Origin of the sequence: Rubrilithobacter danxiaensis (assembly GCF_047272945.1) — a bacterium.
GTDB classification, from domain to species: domain Bacteria; phylum Bacteroidota; class Bacteroidia; order Sphingobacteriales; family Sphingobacteriaceae; genus Rubrolithibacter; species Rubrolithibacter danxiaensis.
Genome location: NZ_JBKOPS010000002.1, coordinates 271904 through 290012 on the forward strand (window position 1 = coordinate 271904; position 18109 = coordinate 290012).

At 39.6% G+C, this 18109-nt stretch carries 14 protein-coding genes; 11 read left to right on the forward strand and 3 right to left on the reverse strand.

Annotated features, from left to right (window positions below):
- Positions 1-16: 16 nt before the first annotated feature.
- The 11 genes from ACLCDL_RS03300 to ACLCDL_RS03350 all read left to right on the forward strand — a co-directional run bounded on the left by ACLCDL_RS03300 (position 17) and on the right by ACLCDL_RS03350 (position 12059).
- On the forward strand, positions 17-1483 hold the full coding sequence (locus tag ACLCDL_RS03300; RefSeq protein WP_423146721.1) for a Gfo/Idh/MocA family protein: 1467 nt from the start codon (positions 17-19) through the stop codon (positions 1481-1483).
- A gap of 36 nt (positions 1484-1519) precedes the next feature.
- A complete protein-coding gene (locus ACLCDL_RS03305) occupies positions 1520-2092 on the forward strand; it encodes a gluconate 2-dehydrogenase subunit 3 family protein (RefSeq protein ID WP_423146723.1) in 573 nt (190 codons plus the stop codon).
- Between the two features lie 32 nt (positions 2093-2124).
- On the forward strand, positions 2125-3288 hold the full coding sequence (locus ACLCDL_RS03310; protein ID WP_423146725.1) for a Gfo/Idh/MocA family protein: 1164 nt from the start codon (positions 2125-2127) through the stop codon (positions 3286-3288).
- A 12-nt stretch (positions 3289-3300) separates the two neighbouring features.
- Positions 3301-4359 (forward strand): sugar phosphate isomerase/epimerase family protein, encoded by a 1059-nt coding sequence (locus ACLCDL_RS03315; protein WP_423146727.1) that lies wholly within the window; start codon positions 3301-3303, stop codon positions 4357-4359.
- 13 nt (positions 4360-4372) lie between these two features.
- Positions 4373-4843, forward strand: coding sequence for a c-type cytochrome (locus ACLCDL_RS03320; RefSeq protein ID WP_423146729.1), 471 nt, complete (start codon positions 4373-4375; stop codon positions 4841-4843).
- 5 nt (positions 4844-4848) lie between these two features.
- A complete protein-coding gene (locus tag ACLCDL_RS03325; protein ID WP_423146731.1) occupies positions 4849-5577 on the forward strand; it encodes a 3-keto-disaccharide hydrolase in 729 nt (242 codons plus the stop codon).
- Positions 5578-5673: 96 nt separating this feature from the next.
- Positions 5674-6906, forward strand: a complete 1233-nt coding sequence (locus ACLCDL_RS03330) for an MFS transporter (RefSeq protein ID WP_423146733.1) — start codon at positions 5674-5676, stop codon at positions 6904-6906.
- A 109-nt stretch (positions 6907-7015) separates the two neighbouring features.
- Positions 7016-8260 (forward strand): nucleoside permease, encoded by a 1245-nt coding sequence (locus tag ACLCDL_RS03335; RefSeq protein ID WP_423146735.1) that lies wholly within the window; start codon positions 7016-7018, stop codon positions 8258-8260.
- A gap of 66 nt (positions 8261-8326) precedes the next feature.
- Positions 8327-9202: a sugar phosphate isomerase/epimerase family protein gene (locus tag ACLCDL_RS03340; protein WP_423146737.1), complete on the forward strand. Its 876-nt coding sequence runs from the start codon at positions 8327-8329 to the stop codon at positions 9200-9202.
- A 123-nt stretch (positions 9203-9325) separates the two neighbouring features.
- Positions 9326-10954 carry an NADP-dependent glyceraldehyde-3-phosphate dehydrogenase gene (locus ACLCDL_RS03345; protein ID WP_423146739.1) on the forward strand — a complete coding sequence of 543 codons (1629 nt, stop codon included), beginning with the start codon at positions 9326-9328 and terminating at the stop codon, positions 10952-10954.
- 148 nt (positions 10955-11102) lie between these two features.
- Positions 11103-12059, forward strand: coding sequence for a PorP/SprF family type IX secretion system membrane protein (locus tag ACLCDL_RS03350; protein WP_423146741.1), 957 nt, complete (start codon positions 11103-11105; stop codon positions 12057-12059).
- Positions 12060-12213: 154 nt separating this feature from the next.
- Here ACLCDL_RS03350 and ACLCDL_RS03355 read toward each other — a convergent pair whose 3' ends face one another.
- The 3 genes from ACLCDL_RS03355 to ACLCDL_RS03365 all read right to left on the reverse strand — a co-directional run bounded on the left by ACLCDL_RS03355 (position 12214) and on the right by ACLCDL_RS03365 (position 18082).
- Positions 12214-14886 carry a TonB-dependent receptor gene (locus tag ACLCDL_RS03355; RefSeq protein ID WP_423146743.1) on the reverse strand — a complete coding sequence of 891 codons (2673 nt, stop codon included), beginning with the start codon at positions 14884-14886 and terminating at the stop codon, positions 12214-12216.
- A gap of 115 nt (positions 14887-15001) precedes the next feature.
- On the reverse strand, positions 15002-15298 hold the full coding sequence (locus tag ACLCDL_RS03360; RefSeq protein WP_423146745.1) for an ATP-dependent Clp protease adaptor ClpS: 297 nt from the start codon (positions 15296-15298) through the stop codon (positions 15002-15004).
- A gap of 90 nt (positions 15299-15388) precedes the next feature.
- On the reverse strand, positions 15389-18082 hold the full coding sequence (locus ACLCDL_RS03365; protein WP_423146747.1) for an alpha-2-macroglobulin family protein: 2694 nt from the start codon (positions 18080-18082) through the stop codon (positions 15389-15391).
- Positions 18083-18109 lie beyond the last annotated feature (27 nt).

Consider the following 18109-nt stretch of genomic DNA (forward strand, 5'->3'; position numbering starts at 1 on the left):
ACTTAAATTAAAAAAGATGTCAGATCAGCAAAAATCGAAAACAACGCTCCAAACCTCACGCAGAGATTTTATAAAATCAGCTGCCGTTGCTGCAGCCGGTTTTATGATCGTTCCGCGGCACGTGCTCGGAGGCAAGGGCTTTATTGCCCCAAGCGACCGTTTAATTGTAGCCGGAGTGGGCGTAGGTGGGAAAGGTGAAAGTGATATCGCTAATTTCTATAAAAGCGGAAAAGCGGATATTGCCTTCCTTTGCGATGTTGACGACCGGAGGGCCGCTAGTTCAATAAAAAGATTTCCTAAAGCCAAATATTATAAAGACTGGCGGGAAATGTTTGATAAAGAATCCAAGCACTTCGATGCAGTATCTGTTTCAACACCAGATCATAATCATGCAATCGTTGCATTAGCTGCTATGGAGCGGGGCAAACACGTTTATGTTCAAAAGCCGCTTACTCATGATATCTATGAAGCAAGAGTGCTGACAAACGCTGCAAAAAAACATAAAGTAGTAACGCAGATGGGAAATCAGGGAGCTTCGAATGAAGGTACCCGCCTGATGACCGAATGGTTTGATGCCGGCCTTATCGGCGATGTGCATACTGTGTATTGCTGGACAGACCGTCCCGTTTGGCCTCAGGGAATTCCATGGCCGGCTCAATCATCCGAAATACCTAAAGAGTTAAATTGGGACCTTTGGCTGGGAACAGCTCCTTACAAAGAATATGTAGATAAACTTGTACCATTTAACTGGCGGGGCTGGTGGGATTACGGAACCGGTGCCTTGGGCGATATGGGTTGCCATCTTGTTGAAGTACCTTTTAGGGTATTGGGCCTAACTTCTCCTAAAGATGTTCAGGCAAGCGTGGGCAGTGTTTATGTAGATGAGTTTAAGAGAGGATATTTTCCTGAAAGCTGTCCGCCGTCAAGCCATGCAATTCTTACTTTTCCTAAAACAGCCAAAACAAAGGGCGATATCACGCTGCATTGGATGGATGGAGGTATTCAGCCAGAAAGGCCGGAAGAACTCGGCGCTAATGAAACTTTTGGTGACGGGGGAAATGGCGTTTTAATAATCGGAACAAAAGGTAAAATGATGTGTGGAACTTATAGCGAGAATCCACAGTTGTTACCAACTTCAAAAACCAAAGAAACCAAAGTTAAGCAGGAGTTTGAACGCGTTCCGGGAGGCGCAGACGGACACTACGCACAATGGGTAGAAGCAGCAATAGCCGGTTACGGTAAAAAAGAGGTGAGTTCGCCTTTTGAAGTTGCCGGTCCGCTTACAGAAACCTTGCTTATGGCTAATTTAGCTATTCGCGGATATGACATCCGTGTGCCAAGATCATCAGGAAACGGCTTTAATTATCCTGGCCGTTACGTAAAACTTTTATGGGATAACGAAAATATGAAAGTGACCAACCTCGATGCGGTAAATCAGTTTGTAAAACGTGAATATCGCAAAGGCTGGAAACTGGGAGCGTAATTAAAGAAATAACAATCAATAAAATAAAATAATAAAATGAATCGAAGAGAAGCGGTATCAACAGTAGCGTGGTTACTTGGAGGAACAGTTTTGGGCGCCGAACTATTCGTGGAACTCGCCTGTAACACGAAGAAATCAGCCGACGTGAGCCAGCTGTTTGAAGCAGACCACGTATCTTTCTTAAATGAGGTTGCTGAAACTATTCTTCCCGAAACATCCACTCCGGGTGCTAAAGCAGCCAAGGTAGGAGAGTTTATGGGTGTAATGGTTCGCGATTGCTATACTCCTGAAGATCAGAAAGTCTTTATGGAAGGTGTTTCTAAACTGGATGAAGGAAGCCAGAAGAAGTACAGCAAGAAATTTATGGAATTGGATCCGAAACAACGTACAGCTTATCTTACAGACCTGGATAATGAGCAGAAGCAATATATGAAAGATAAAAAGGAAGAGGATCCTAACCATTATTTCCGGATGATGAAAGAATTAACGCTGCTGGGCTATTTTACTTCTGAAGTAGGAGCAACCAAAGCCTTGCGTTATGTACCTGTTCCGGGAAAATACGACGGCTGTATTCCCTATAAAAAGGGTGACAGAGCCTGGGCACTTTAATATTTTATCAATCTTTAACCTATATTATTTCAATGAACCGAAAATTACGAATGGGAATGATCGGTGGAGGCAAAGATGCCTTCATCGGCGCTATACATCGCATTGCCGCCAATATGGATGGCCTTGTTGAATTAGTTTGCGGCGCTTTAAGTATCAATCCCGAAATTGCAAAGGAAAGTGGTAAAATGCTTTTCTTACCAGAAGAAAGGGTTTACCAGAACTTTGAAGAAATGATTGAGAAGGAAAGCCAGCTTCCTGCAGATCAGCGAATGGATTTCGTTACAATCGTAACTCCGAATTTTGCCCATTTTGCTCCTGCAATGCTTGCCCTGGAAAAAGGCTTTCATGTGGTAATAGAAAAACCAATTACTCTTTCATTAGAAGAAGCAAAACAGTTAAAACAGAAAGTAGAAGAAACCGGATTATTACTTTTACTAACCCATACTTACACCGGTTATCCTATGGTAAAAGAGGCTAAACAGCTTATAGCTGCCGGTAAACTGGGTAAAGTTCGTAAAGTAATTGTTGAATATCCACAGGGATGGTTAAGCCGTCTTTCTGAAAGGGAAGGAAATGCACAGGCAGCCTGGAGAACCGATCCGAAGCGTTCTGGTAAAAGCGGCGCAATGGGCGATATAGGTACCCATGCTGCAAATCTTGCTGAATATGTAACTGGTTCTAATATCACTAAACTTTGCGCTGATCTAAATATTGTAGTAGAAGGCCGGGCATTGGATGATGATGGAAACGTACTGTTACATTTCGATAATGGAGCAAATGGAGTATTGGTTGCTTCACAGGTGGCAGCCGGTGAAGAAAATGCACTGAAAATTCGGGTGTATGGCGAGAACGGCGGATTGGAATGGGCGCAGCACGAGCCGAATACCTTGCTGGTAAAATGGTTTGATCAACCTGCTCAAATCCTTCGTGCTGGTTCAGGATACGCACATTTATCAAGCTATGCAAGACATAATTGCCGTACTCCGGGCGGTCACCCCGAAGGTTATTTAGAAGCTTTCGGTAATTTGTACCGCAATTTTGCTTTGACACTTTCAGCCCGTATAGACGGTACAGAACCTCCGAAAGAGGCAGCCGATTTTCCGTCTGTAGAAGAAGGTGTTCGCGGAATGGCATTCATTGAAAACGTAGTTAAAAGCAGTCAGAGTACTGAGAAGTGGACTACTTTTGAGGTTTAATTAAAAAGAACTATGAAAACAATTAAGGGGCCTGGTATTTTCCTGGCCCAATTTTATGGTGATAACGCTCCGTTTAACAGTCTTCAGTCTATCTGTGAATGGGCTAAAAGTTTAGGATTCGAGGGAGTACAGATCCCTACCTGGGATACGAAATATTTCGATTTGCAAAAAGCGGCAGAAAGTAAAACCTATGCCGACGAGATCAAAGGACTTATAAATAGCTGTGGGTTACAGATAACAGAGCTATCGACACACCTTCAGGGACAATTGGTAGCAGTTAATCCTGCTTACGACCAGTTATTTGACGCTTTTGCGCCTGATTCAGTAAAAAATAATCCCAAAGCACGTACTGAATGGGCGGTTCAGCAATTAAGGTATGCAGCAAAAGCTTCAAACAACCTGGGGCTGAATGCGCATGCAACTTTTAGCGGTGCGCTGATGTGGCACATGGTATATCCCTGGCCTCAACGCCCTGCCGGATTAGTTGAAAGCGGTTTTACAGAACTTGCAAAACGCTGGCTTCCCATCCTGAATGAATTCGATCAGTTTGGAGTAGATCTTTGCTATGAGATTCATCCCGGCGAAGACCTTCATGACGGAATTTCCTATGAAATGTTTTTAGAAAAAGTAAACAATCATGCCCGTGCTTGTTTATTATATGATCCTTCACATTTTGTTTTGCAAAGTTTAGATTATCTGACTTACATCGACTATTACCATGAGCGTATTAAAATGTTTCATGTTAAAGATGCAGAGTTTAATCCAACCGGAAAACAAGGTGTGTACGGGGGGTACCAGAACTGGGTTGACAGGGCAGGACGATTCCGTTCATTAGGCGACGGGCAGGTTGATTTTAAAGCTGTATTCAGTAAACTTACAGCTTACGACTTTCCAGGGTGGGCCGTGATGGAATGGGAGTGTGCGCTTAAACATCCGGAAGATGGTGCACGTGAAGGTGCTCAGTTTATCAAAGAAAATATAATCAGAGTAACAGAAAAGGCTTTTGATGACTTTGCGGCTTCAGGGATAGATGAATCGTTCAATAAAACAATTTTAGGTATAAAACAATAATTACAAAACAACAATGAAAAAAACACTTATAGTTTTAGCTTTATCAGCAGTAATCGCTGCGTGTGGAAATAACAGCAATTCAGATTCAAGTACTGCTGATGCAGATAGCGCAGCAGGGTCAGAGCAAACTGCAGAATCAAGAAATCCTGAAGTTGATACAAGTGTCAATAATATTGGTACTGAAACTCCTGCTACAGCACCTGCGGAATCTTCTTCTTCGACTGGAGATGTATCAAAAGGAAAAGAACTTATTGCAAAGTCTGACTGCCTGAGCTGCCATAAAGAACACGAAAAATTAGTTGGCCCTGCTTATGCGGATGTAGCTAAAAAATACGAAGCTACCGACGCAAATATCAAACACCTGGTAGAGAAGGTGATTAAAGGTGGTGCCGGCGTATGGGGCGATGTTCCGATGTCTCCGCACCCTTCTTTAAGCGAAGGCGATGTAACCGAAATGGTTAAATATGTTCTATCTGTAAAATAAGCGATATGGTTTCTTACTTTTTATCTGCTTTGATCGTAGCGGCTTCTTTAATTGGTAAAAATGATCAACAGGATTCAGCTACTGCAGCAAAACATAACCCGGCTCCTCAAAAGGGCTGGGTTGCTTTATTTGATGGTAAAACTACCAAGGGCTGGCATACTTACGGAAAAAATTCGGTTAGTGACAGCTGGAAGGTAGATGATGGCACATTGCATCTGACAGTTTCCGACAAGGAAGGATCACATGGCGGGGGCGATATTGTTACCAATGAAGAATTCAGCAACTACCATCTTAAGCTGGACTGGAAAATAGCTCCGGGTGGAAATAGTGGAATTATTTTTTTTGTAAAGGAGGATCCTGCCAAATTTCCTAATACTTACAATTCAGGAATGGAAATGCAGGTATTGGATAACGAAGGACACCCTGACGCGAAAATACACAAGCATCGTGCAGGAGATTTATACGACCTGATAGCCTCCAGTAAAGAAACAGTTAAACCTGCGGGAGAATGGAACCATGCTGAAATTGTAAGCAACAATGGCAAATTGGATTTTTTTCTCAACGGAACAAAAGTAGTTTCTACTACTATGTGGGACGATAACTGGAAGAAAATGATTGCCGGAAGTAAGTTTGCTAAAATGCCCGGTTTCGGAACTTTTACTTCCGGTAAGATCGCTTTACAGGATCACGGGAATGAAGTTTGGTACAAAAATATAATGATTAAACGATTATAAATTTTATATTTATTCTAATAAACTAAACCTTATAAACCACAAATTAACATGATGCAACAATCCATCCAAAAAAATAAGCTTTTTTGGGCTAGTTGTATGGCCCTCTTGGTTACTTCTCTCTCGTTTGGTATACGTGCAGGGATTCTTAATAAGCTTGGAATTGATTTTCAGCTTACTGCTTCCGAATTAGGTTCTATTACCGCCACCGCTTTCTGGGGCTTCCCGCTTGCTATCGTTGTGGGTGGATTTATAGTAGATATAATCGGTATGAAACGCTTACTGGTTCTTGCGTTTTTCTTTCATCTTGCAGGAATACTTTTAACAATCTTTGCTCAGGGATACTGGACTTTATTCCTTTCAACATTATTAATCGGTATCGCAAACGGTACTGTTGAAGCAGCTTGTAACCCGTTGGTTGCATCGTTGTATACTGATAATAAGACTACAAAACTGAACCATTTTCACTTATGGTTTCCGGGTGGAATTGTGATTGGTACTTTACTGGTTCTGCTTTTCAATAATATCGGTCTGGGATGGAAAGTTCAGGTTGGAATGATGATTATTCCTACCTTGTTTTACGGGTACCTGTTCTCTAAACTTGATTTCCCTGTAACAGAGCGTGTAGCATCGGGATATTCTACAGCTGATATGTATAAAGCAGTAGTTTCTCCTTTATTTATCTTCATGTTTATATGTATGTTCGGTACTGCTATTACCGAGCTGTTTACCGGACAATGGATTGACGTGCTATTGCGAAATGTTACAAGTAATGCCTTGTTAATTTTAACCCTGACTACAGGAGTAATGGTAATAGGACGAGGATTTGCTGAACCTGTTGTTCATCGTTTAAGTCCTTCGGGGGTACTTCTTATATCTGCTACGCTTGCCTCTATAGGTATTTATCTTTTAAGTACCGTTACCGGAAATACGATATTCCTTGCAGCTATAATTTTTGGTATGGGAGTTTGCTACTTCTGGCCTACAATGATCGGCTTTGTCGCAGAGAATATTCCGAAGTCAGGTGCTTTAGGCTTAAATTTGATGGGCGGAGCAGGTATGTTTGCCGTATCGGTTTATACCTTTTTTATGGGCCGTTTCTACGACGAACTGCTGGTTAAACATTTGCCGGACGGAGCAAGCCTGGAAGAGCATCTTGCTGCTGCCCCCGATTCACCGTTGGGAACAGCTTTAAATCAGGCAAAGAGTTTAGCCGGACCAGAAATTCTTCAAGCTACTTTAACCATACCTATTATTCTTATAGTGGCTTTTGGTGGTTTATTCATTTTTATGAGAAATCGTAAGAAGAAGATGCAGGCTTCTGTAGCTTAAACTGATTTGGCCTGAAATGCAATTGTTGAACAGGTAAGCAATCATTTAAAAAGCAATTGTTAATACTAACAATTGCTTTTTCTTTTTAAATTGATTTAGCATTAGGAATATGAACTCTATAATTCGTATTAAATTATCCGCAATGATGTTCCTGCAGTTTTTTATCTGGGGAGCGTGGTATACCACTATTGCAGTTTATATGTCTTCAAATGGCATGGAAAGTTTAACGCACTGGCCATTTACGGTTAATCCTATTGCGGCAATTATTGCGCCCTTTTTTGTCGGGCTCATAGCTGACAGGTATTTTGCTACTGAAAGAGTGTTGGGTGTATTGCATATTCTGGGTGCGGTTTTTATGTTTTTAACTCCTTTTGCCTCCGGAAATCCGATTCTTTTTGTTTTGCTTCTGCTAGGGTATAATATATGCTATATGCCTACTATGAGCCTGGCTAATACATTAGCTTTTCATAATATGGATAACCAGGAAAAGGAGTTTCCGCTGATACGTGTATTTGGTACAATAGGCTGGATTGTAGCTGGTCTTGTAATTAGTTTTGTGTTAAGTAGTTTCGTATCAGGTAATTTAAGACCTGAACAAACAGCTATGCCTTTATATTTAACTGCTGCAGCAAGTTTATTATTAGGTCTTTATAGTTTTACATTGCCTCATACTCCGCCACCAGCAGCAGGAAAAAAAGTTTCTTTTAAAAGTATTATAGGTGTAGATGCATTTAAACAGTTAAAAGGATATCCGTTTTATATTTTTCTGTTGTGCTCATTTCTAATTTGTATTCCACTGGCAGCCTATTATAATTTTACCCAGATTTATTTGGAAGGGGCAGGTTTTAAAAATATCGCGGCAACGCAAACTATTGGTCAGATGTCGGAGGTTCTGTTTATGGTATTAATGCCCTTTTTCTTTGTTCGACTGGGTATCAAATGGATGCTAGCACTCGGAATGATTGCCTGGGTAATTCGCTACAGTCTGTTTTCTTTAGGAGCACCAGATGTTGTTAGCTGGATGATTTTAACAGGAATTGCCTTACATGGCATTTGCTATGATTTCTTCTTTGTAACCGGGCAGATATATGTTGATACAAAAGCAAGTCCTGAAATACGCGGGCAAGCGCAGGGATTGATAATACTGGTAACTTACGGAGTTGGAATGCTGGTAGGTGCACAAATTGCCGGGGAAGTATATAACAGCTTTTTAGGGTCAGCTCAATCTCTTACGTTAAATCAGTGGTATAACTTCTGGTGGATACCGGCAGGTTTTGCAGGTATTGTTCTGGTTTTATTTATAATCCTGTTCAGGGATAAAAAAGCAGAACTACAACAAAAGGTTATTTCCTGATCTGTTAAACCCTTTGTAAGATTGTTATTCTAACTAAAATAATTAATTAACTAAACTTAAATTAAAATGTCAAGCAGACGTGTTTTTTTGCAGCAGGCAGGGTTATTAGCCGCAGGCTTGCTTATTAAACCAGATTTTTCATTCGGCAAATCACTTCCAAAAAAGGTTGGCCTTCAGCTGTACACCTTAAGAAGCGAACTTGCAAAAGATGTTAAAGGAACAATTGCCAAAGTTGCCCAGATAGGTTTTGGCGAAGTAGAAACTTTTGGATATTCAAAAGAGAACGGATTCTGGGGTTTGGATCCGGCAGCATTTAAGAAATTGATGAAGGATAATAACTTAGTAAGTCCAAGCGGCCATTATTCCTTTAATCAATTAATTAATGAAGGAAAAGAAGATGAGTTAAAAAATAATATTGAGGCTGCTAAGGGGATCGGCCAGAAATATTTAACAGTACCTTATTTAGATGCTTCACAACGCGGCGGACAGGATGTATATAAAAAACTGGCAGAAAAGTTAAATAGGGCTGGAGAGCTTGCAAAAAAATCGGGCCTGCAGCTTACTTATCATAATCATGATTTTGAATTCCAGGAACATGATGGTGTCACAGGATACGATATTTTGCTAAAGGAGACAGATCCTTCTTTGCTAAAGTTTGAACTGGATCTTTTCTGGGCTGTAAAGGCAGGTAAAGATCCGGTGAAGATGTTTGAAAAACATCCGGGCAGATTTGTAATGTGGCATGTAAAAGATATGGAAAAAGATGAACCTAAAATGTTTACTGAGGTAGGCTCGGGAGTAATCAATTTCAAAGAAATTTTTGCAAAAGCAGATGTTGCTGGTGTAAAGCATGTATTTGTAGAGCAGGATCAGATTAAAAATAAAGAACCTTTCGAAAGTATTCGCCAAAGCTGCGAGTACGTAAAGAAAAATTTATTATAACATAAAAGAGCCGAATAGAAATAAGATTAGCCATCTTATTTCTATTCTTTTTGGTCGTTTGCTATATTCTTTTAAACTTAGCGGGTACGGATACCTATAAATTATCCAACTTAAATCGTTAAGATGAATAGTATTGAAGATCAAATAAGCTCTATATTCATAGAGGAAAGCCAGATTCCTGCGGAATATAAGCTGGAAAAGGAGATAAACCAGCGTGAGTATTTAACCAACGGCGAAATGAAGCAATGGAACGGCAATGTCCATTCGGTTTATTCCCCCGTTTGTATCAAAACAGCCGAAGGCTACCAACGTAAATTAATAGGAACTTATCCGGTATGCACCGAAGCAGAAGCTATGGAAGCACTGGATGCCGCGGTATCAGCCTATGACAATGGTCGGGGGCAATGGCCTACTATGAGTGTTCAGGACAGGATTAAATGTGTTGAACAGTTTACCCATAAAATGCTTGAACAAAAAGAAATTGTCGTCAAGCTGATTATGTGGGAAATTGGCAAATCTTATGCTGATTCAGTAAAGGAATTTGATCGTACTGTTGAATATATTTATGCAACAATAGATGCATTAAAAGATATTGACAGGCAGTCTTCCCGTTTTGAGATTGAACAGGGGATCGTAGCGCAAATTCGCCGCTCACCTTTGGGTGTGGTTTTATGTATGGGGCCGTTTAATTATCCGTTAAACGAAACCTTTACTACGCTGATTCCGGCTCTGATAATGGGCAATACCTTGCTTTTTAAGCCACCTAAACATGGTACATTATTGCATTACCCTTTATTAAACGCTTTTAAAGAAAGCTTTCCTAAAGGTGTTGTCAATACTATTTATGGCCGTGGCCAAACTATTGTTCCTGCTTTAATGAAATCAGGTAAGATCAATGTGCTTACGTTAATTGGTTCAAGTAAAGTGGCTGATGAACTTAAAAAGTTGCATCCGAAAGTGAACCGCTTGCGGGCTATATTAGGATTGGACGCAAAAAATGCAGCCATAGTAACAGAACATGCCGATTTGAAGCTGGCTGTCGATGAAACGGTTTTAGGCTCTTTATCATTTAATGGACAAAGATGCACGGCGTTGAAAATTATATTTGTTCATAGCTCAAAAGTAGATCAGTTCCTTGAACAATTATCAGAAGCTGTTGGGAAATTAAAATTCGGAATGCCATGGGAAAAAGGTGTTTCTTTAACTCCTCTTCCCGAACCTAATAAACCCACCTATCTCAAAGAGCTTATTGAGGATGCTGCCAGTCAGGGTGCAAAAGTTATAAATCCGGGTGGAGGTACCAGTTTTGAATCATTTGTTTACCCGGCAATATTATACCCTGTTAATAAGAATATGAAAGTTTACAGGGAAGAGCAGTTTGGGCCATTGATCCCGGTGGTTCCCTTCGATGATCTTGAAACTCCTATCGAATATCTTATCGAATCTACACATGGTCAGCAAGTGAGCATATTCAGTAACGATGCTGACGAAATCGCTTCACTGATAGATCCGCTTGTTAATCAGGTAAGCAGAGTTAATATAAATTGCCAGTGTCAGCGCGGACCGGATGTATTTCCTTTTACCGGCCGAAAAGACAGTGCAGAGGGGACGCTTTCTGTGGTTGATGCCTTGCGCTCATTTTCAATCCGTTCTTTAGTTGCAACTAAACTAAATGATAACAATAAGCAGCTCATCAATGAAATCGTCAGTGATAATTCTTCTAATTTCTTAAGCACTAAGTATATTTTTTAATTAACGTAATAGAGGAAAACAAAAAAGGAGCATTTTGCTCCTTTTTTGTTTATAAATTAATTTCTGGCATTGATTCAAAGTCTTGTGTAAAATATTTCTCACACTGAGAAATAGTGTAACCTTTTTTCCTCATCCCGTATAAATGGGGATGACAAAACGGAATGCACCGCAACTTCTGAAACTGCACTTTGCAGTTAGGCTATTTATTAGCCTGGTTGTTCTGCAATTCATAAGTTTGTCTGTTTTTGCTCAGCAAAAAGCAATGTTTACGCAGTATATGTTTAATGGTTTAGCCATTAACCCTGCTTATTCAGCTGTTGACGAAGCCTTTAGCGTTACCGCATTAACGAGGCATCAATGGGTGGGATTTAAAGGTGCTCCTAACACACAAAATCTGTCTATCCATTCTCCTATTAAAGAATCAAATACTTCTGTCGGGTTTATGGTTATGCGGGATCAGATAGGTGAAGTGATCAAAGAAAATTCAGCGTTTATAACATTGGCCCAACGGGTAGAAATAAGCGAAGATACTTATCTGGCGGTAGGTCTTGATGCCGGCATCAGTAAATACGTTGCTGCTTATAGTGAGGTTTCAGGTTCAAATTCTGCCGAAGATCCTGTTTTTGAAGATGAGAATGATTTAAGAAGCAACTTCGGTTTCGGGGTAATGCTTTTTTCGGATAAATTCTACGCAGGGTTTTCTTCTCCGTATTTTTATTATCGAGACCTGGGAGACTTTTCTAATAACAGCAGTACAGCTTATCGTCCGCACTATATTTTACAAGGTGGTTATCTCATGAATTTAGGAGAGGACTTTAAATTGAAGCCAAATGTACTGGTTAAATATGTGAATGGTTCGCCCATGCAAATAGATTTGAATGCCAATTTGCTCATCAAAGAGACAATTTGGCTGGGTGCTTCCTGGCGATCTTTTGATTCTATGGATTTTTTAGCTCAAATCCAGCTTACACCTAAGTTACAGTTAGGTTATTCTTATGATTTTACTACTTCCGCTTTGTCGCAGGTGCAAAAAGGATCGCATGAAGTAATGCTGAATCTGCGTTTGCCGATTAAGGGAAGAAACTTCCCAAGATGTTATTTCTAACATTTTTCCTACTAAATCTAATTTAGAATTTTAGTAAGATGTACAATTCAGCCTCAATGAGGACAGGTAGAAATTCTAATATATAAAAGCAGTTTATACCTCTATGCTGAAATATAAACTGCTGATTTTTTACAAAGTATTGAGTTTTCGGATATTAAAACATTCCTTCCTCAGGCTGGTCAGGTTGTTGTTGTTCTCCTTCCCGGTTATTATTCCGTTTGGTTCGCTGAAAATCCTGTTTACCAAAACGATAAGAAAAAGTAAGGTTGAAAATTCTTTTTTGCCATTGGCGTTCAAATTCTTGTATAAAGAAATTTGTTTCTGTTGTTCCGCCCCATTTACGGCTGTTTAAAAGATTGCGCACATTTAATGAAATACTGGCTTTTCTGTTTAAAAAGTCTTTACGTAAAGCAGCATCCATTCCGTACATTTCCTTGCTTCTTCCCTGTGCTCTTACTTGTGGAGCCCGGTAATCCATGCGAAGTTGGCCAGAAAAGGTGTTTGAAAATTTAAAGTTCGAGGTAAGGTTTGTATTCCAGTTAAATCCGTCGGTTGAAGCTATATTATTTTCCGGGCTTCCTGAAAATTTATTGTAATACAAATTCACGTTGGCAGTTAAATCAACGGCGTTTGATAATTCATTTCTGTAAATAAATTCAACACCCGTTGCCTGGTTGCGGCTTAAATTGTAAAACCGGGTAAGTGTAGCAACTCCGGCAGTAGTATCAATCAGAGGTTCAATAACATCATTTACATTCCGGTAATAAACAGACGAGGTAAGCGTATTGCGTTTCCAGTTTTTCATGTAGCTTAATTCGAAAGAATTAATATCTTCCGGTTTAAGATTCGGGTTTCCCTGACGGTAATTATTTGGATCAGAAATATCTAAAAACGGATTAACCTGCCAGCCACGGGGACGGTTCACTCTTCTTGAATAACTTAATTGAAGCTGGTTATCACCTAACTTTTGTGTTAAATAAACACTTGGATAAATTCTGAAATAATTTAAACGGCCGGTTTGTGTATAAGAATTAAAAGCAGTGTCAACCCCTGTAAAATCGGTATTAAGATAAGCCTTCTCTGCACGGGCACCTAACTGGAAACCAAAGTTTTTTGTTATCTGCTGCTGATAATTCAGGTAAAGAGCATGTACAATATCTTCTAAATGAAAATCATTTGTAAGCCGCAGATCACGATGAAACTGTGACGTAAGTACATCCAGTGTGTCTGAAATCTGAGATTCGTCATTATTGCGTATGGTCGTCCTGTATCCGGTTTCAAACTTCACATTCTTGTTTACAGGAAGGGTGTAATCCAACTGGATATTTATATTCTTTCCTTTTTCATACGTATCGTTAATACGGCCGTTATTGGGGTCGGGGTTTAAATTATTATACGAGAAAAAGTTCTGGTTTAAGTTCTGTATTCCATCCTCCTTGCTTTGCCCAAAAGAAAGATTTCCCGAAAGTTCTTCACCTTTCCTTTTTAGTTTTTGATTGTAATACAGGTTCAAATCGTACCCGTTATCAGTTTCATCCTGCTGAGAAGTTCTTAAACTTCCTCCCGTAGGGTTTATAAGCTTAAAATATTCATAGTTTAATGTTTCGTTTCTGTCGTTATCCCTAACGCTTATATTGCCGGATAAGCCGATTGTTGTATTTTCATTAGGAAAGAATTCTACACCCGCTTTTGCAGTATTACTGATATCTTTCCGCTGGCTTTCTGAATTGTTGTTTATGCTGCTGTCGCGGGTAAAATAACGGGTGTTATTAAAACCTCCTCCAAGCCGATTACCGTTTCGGAAACTGTAACTTCCAAAGATATTCCATTTGTTATTGCGATAACTTAAATTGGTACTTGCATTGTAATTATCCTGCGACCCAAGGGTAGCTGAAACAGCGCCGTTTAATCCGATTTTCTGATTCTTTTTCAGCACAATATTTATTATCCCCGATTGTCCCTCAGGATCGTATTTTGACGAAGGATTGGTAATAAGCTCGATGTTTTGAATTGAACTGGCTGGGATAGATTGTAATACCTGCGCAATATTGCTGCCAGCCATAGCAGAAGGCTTTCCGTCAATAAGAATACGCACATTATTGGTACCTCTCAAACCCACATTTCCATCAGGGTCAACAGATACAGAAGGGATATTAGATAGTAAATCTGTAGCAGAACCTCCCTCACTTACCAGGCTTTGTTCAACATTGAATATTTTTCTGTCAATTCCAAGCTCAATTGCCGGCCTTTTTCCTTCTACAACCACGGCCTTTAACACATTTGCTCCCGAGGTTGAAAGTTTAATGGTTCCAAGGGCAAAGCTCTTGCCTGTTGTTGTATTAATTGCTTTTGTGTATGGATTATATCCTACAAAGCTTATACGCAAGGTGTAGCTTCCGGCAGAAATATTCTCCAAATTGAAATTTCCATTCAAATCAGTTTGTGCACCCTTTACAGTTTTTTTGGTTGCATTGTTTATTAAAGCTACACTGGCAAACTCAATGCCCTTTGCTGTTGATGCATCAACAACTTTTCCGCTGACAGTGCCCTGGGATGCTTTACCGGTATTTTTTACAACCGGAGCAGTTGGAGCATTTGTCCTTTGCGGATTGTTTAATTCAGGTTTAATTGTAATAGAATCTTTTACAGGAGAAGTGTTTGAACCATTTAATGAATTATGGTTTAAGGTGTCGGAGATTTCATTTGTTATATCAGTTTTTGAAGCGGCAGAATCGGTAACTTGCGCTACTAAAATTCCGGGAATCAATACTCCCGTGATCGAAAATAGCAGAAGTACCGGTTTAAAATACCTGTTTAAAGATTTCATTACAATAGGGTTAAATAAGTTCAACAGGGTAGACGCATTAATATTGCCAGCGTTTAATTTAATGGCGTAACTATTTCATTACAAAAAAATGAGTGTAAAAACGATAGAAGAGTGATTAGTCAATACTTACAGTAAGGCCTTCCTGTTGGAGTATTTTGCGGTACACTTCAAGCTCGGTGTACGATCCTTCCAGTATGGCGCACTTTCCCTGGGTGTGAACGGTCCAGGCAATTTTTTCTGCCTGAGGATCAGAATAGTCCAGGTATTTTACCAGGCAATAAATAACATGATCAAATGTATTTACTTCGTCATTCCACAAAATCAGCCGTTTATTAGTTTTTAAGCCGGCCAAGACCTCTTCAAGTGTTAATGTTTCCTCCTGAGTCTCAGTATCAGCAAAACGAATATTCATCCTGCAAAAATAAATAAAAATACCCGATTGTTTTTACAGGCGTTGCTACTGGTTAAAAATTCAGATCAGGATATTCTAAAGTTTTATTTGTCATTTCACCTCGAAATAATGTACCTGTCTTCCAAGCTTGCCATCCACGTTTAATCCTTCAATTACTGTTCGGAAGCGGCCACTGGCGCTGGAAGTGTAAAACTCTACTGTCGCTTTTCCCGATTCGTCGGTTATGATATTAGGAGTCCAGAAAATGGTGGATCGCAGATCAGGCTTTTTATTATCCGCTTTTGGATCAGAATAAACAGGAGAATAAAATTCTTTGCTGATAAAATATCCCTGGGGAGAAATGCTGGCAACTCCCCTTGCATATGAATTTGGATTCATGTTTCGTTCGCCGTGTTTGGTGTTAACTATAATTATTCCGTTTCCTCCCTGCAAGCCATAGGTAGCTAAAAAATTTGCATTCCTTAAAACTTCAATGCTTTCTACATCATTAGGATGTAATATACTTAAATAATCAGGGGAGGTAAAAACTCCATCCAGCATTACACGCATAGGGCGGAAACCCCGTGTAGAATATGGAATGCCGTTTCTGAAGTATACTCCTAATAATCGGCCTTCCAGGCAATTTACAAGGGAAATACAGTTTTTAAGATTATCGGCTGTTACTATCTGATCAGCATTACCTGCACCGTTGAGGTTGCTTGAATGCGGCACCTTGGGTTTTTTATCTATTACTTTTACCTCCTGCAGCACAATACTCTTTCCTGAAAATACCTTTTGTCTGAGATTATCGTAATAGGCCTTGTTGTTTTTAAGATATGGCAATATGCTTTGATTTACATTTATTTCTATATCAGGAGTGTTTTTATTTCGGGTAACCAGGGGTGCGGGAATTTGATTTATATCGATGTACACATTCTTCTTGTTTTGTGCCGAGCGTGCTTCTATAACAAACTTGGTATTATCAGTAAACATAAGATTGGGGAAAGAAAAGCGTCCTTCGGCATCGGTTATCGTATCAAGGGCTATACGGTCTCCGCTGGTAGAAAGCACTTTTACTTTTCCGCCTACTACCGGTTTGTCTCTGGCTGTTGTCACTCTTCCGCTTATTTCTAAACTTTGCTGCGGAAAATAACTCAGGGGCGGAAAAGATTCCTGCATGATATTTTTCCACGAAAATCTGCGCCAGCCCTGCGTAAGCATTAAATTATCCAGGTGCTTTTCTTTTTCAGCAGTTGTGGCGGTAAAGTAATAATTGGGTTTTTCAATATATCCTTTCAGGTCAGACGTCAGCAAGAGATCAGAAAAAATAGTGTTTTCAGAATCTTCGTCCACAGGTACTTTGGTATTATCGGTAACAGCTATAGAAAAAGTTCCTCTAACCGGTTTCCCATCCGGGCCTTCTGCCTGTACTACCATTTTAACTTTCTCTTTTTGAGTATAGCTCTCTTTATCACTAACTGCTTTGAGTTTTAATTCGTCATTATTTTGAATAAATACCAGTCTTTCTGCTACGGGCTGGAAAGAAGGTGAAAAAAGAGTTAGCTGAAGAATTCCAGTATTAAAGCGTTTTTTAGGTAAAGTAGCTGCAACAACTGTCTTTTCAAGCTTACTTCTGGAAGCATATTGAACAATACCGTTGCTTTGGCCAACAACAGCAATTTCTCCTTTGTTAAGTAATGAGGGACTTGTTGTTACCTTAATATAGAGATTGTCGGGATCCTGGGTGCTTACTGATAACACATATCCTTCTTTTGCTGCTTTTGGTAATGCAATCTTTTTTTCAGACCCGTCCGGAAGTTTTATGGATGCAGAATAAGTGGCTCCATCGGCGGGTGTAAGGCGAAAACTTCCCATCCCTGCATGTTCAGAGTTAAAATCTGTAATTTTAGTATTGTTTGCATCGATAATTTCACCCGATATATCCACTCCCAACCCGTCTGCTCCAACAGCTTTAAAGCCTACTTTAGATGGGATGTTGTTTACCAGTTGCCCGCCTTCCGGGAAAAACTGAATATCTACATTATCAGATGTTGATTTAATTGCAAAGCTTTTGCTTACAGATTGTTTATCAGAAAGTTTTAACGAGGTATTTAGTTTTCCTGACTTTAAAAGAAAGGGCTGGGTATTCGTAAAATCTATTACAATCTTTCCCTGCTTATTTGTTACTCCTTTCCCTTTTGCGATATTTCTAAACTGGAGAAGTACTTCGTAATTAACCTCTTTGCCGGCAAGAGGATTCCCGGTTAAATCGGTATAATTAATTTCTGCCCGCACTTTTTCAGTATTTCCAACTTTTGAAAAATGGTAGGTTACGTTGGTAAGAATATTATTGGAAAATGAATTACCGATTTTTATAGTTTTATCAAAGAAAAATTCTTCACCGAAATTTCGCATCCAGTTGGTATAGGCTCTTATACGGTAATTTCCTTCATCTAATGAATCTGTTAAAGGAATATCTCCCCAGCTAAGCCCCGATGCCACAGGTAGCAGCAATGATTTCTTTATTGAATCTCTTTCATTTATCAATTCTACATATAGTATTTTGCTAAGAGCTGATAGCTGATTTTTTTCAGCATTAGCAAGATAGGCTTTAAACCAAATGGTATCGCCTATACAGTAATAGGGCTTGTCAAAATGAAGGTGTATTTTTTCCTGCGGATACCGGTCTGTGAAAAGAGTAAGCTTGCCGAGAAGATTCTTTAAAGGATCTTCATCCTTTATAAACCCAAAAGTAAAAACAGCTAAAAAGCAAATAGCTGCAAAATATGGGAGGCGGGTTTTCATACGAAAAAAATTAAGCCTCAATTTACT

Bases quoted from the DNA above. Each gene is read 5' to 3' on its own strand.
- ACLCDL_RS03345 (WP_423146739.1), top strand. From the start codon at position 9,326: ATGAATAGTATTGAAGATCAAATAAGCTCTATATTCATAGAGGAAAGC.
- ACLCDL_RS03315 (WP_423146727.1), top strand. From the start codon at position 3,301: ATGAAAACAATTAAGGGGCCTGGTATTTTCCTGGCCCAATTTTATGGT.
- ACLCDL_RS03325 (WP_423146731.1), top strand. From the start codon at position 4,849: ATGGTTTCTTACTTTTTATCTGCTTTGATCGTAGCGGCTTCTTTAATT.
- ACLCDL_RS03310 (WP_423146725.1), top strand. From the start codon at position 2,125: ATGAACCGAAAATTACGAATGGGAATGATCGGTGGAGGCAAAGATGCC.
- ACLCDL_RS03365 (WP_423146747.1), bottom strand. From the start codon at position 18,082: ATGAAAACCCGCCTCCCATATTTTGCAGCTATTTGCTTTTTAGCTGTT.
- ACLCDL_RS03360 (WP_423146745.1), bottom strand. From the start codon at position 15,298: ATGAATATTCGTTTTGCTGATACTGAGACTCAGGAGGAAACATTAACA.
- ACLCDL_RS03355 (WP_423146743.1), bottom strand. From the start codon at position 14,886: ATGAAATCTTTAAACAGGTATTTTAAACCGGTACTTCTGCTATTTTCG.
- ACLCDL_RS03350 (WP_423146741.1), top strand. From the start codon at position 11,103: ATGACAAAACGGAATGCACCGCAACTTCTGAAACTGCACTTTGCAGTT.
- ACLCDL_RS03340 (WP_423146737.1), top strand. From the start codon at position 8,327: ATGTCAAGCAGACGTGTTTTTTTGCAGCAGGCAGGGTTATTAGCCGCA.
- ACLCDL_RS03300 (WP_423146721.1), top strand. From the start codon at position 17: ATGTCAGATCAGCAAAAATCGAAAACAACGCTCCAAACCTCACGCAGA.
- ACLCDL_RS03335 (WP_423146735.1), top strand. From the start codon at position 7,016: ATGAACTCTATAATTCGTATTAAATTATCCGCAATGATGTTCCTGCAG.
- ACLCDL_RS03320 (WP_423146729.1), top strand. From the start codon at position 4,373: ATGAAAAAAACACTTATAGTTTTAGCTTTATCAGCAGTAATCGCTGCG.
- ACLCDL_RS03330 (WP_423146733.1), top strand. From the start codon at position 5,674: ATGGCCCTCTTGGTTACTTCTCTCTCGTTTGGTATACGTGCAGGGATT.
- ACLCDL_RS03305 (WP_423146723.1), top strand. From the start codon at position 1,520: ATGAATCGAAGAGAAGCGGTATCAACAGTAGCGTGGTTACTTGGAGGA.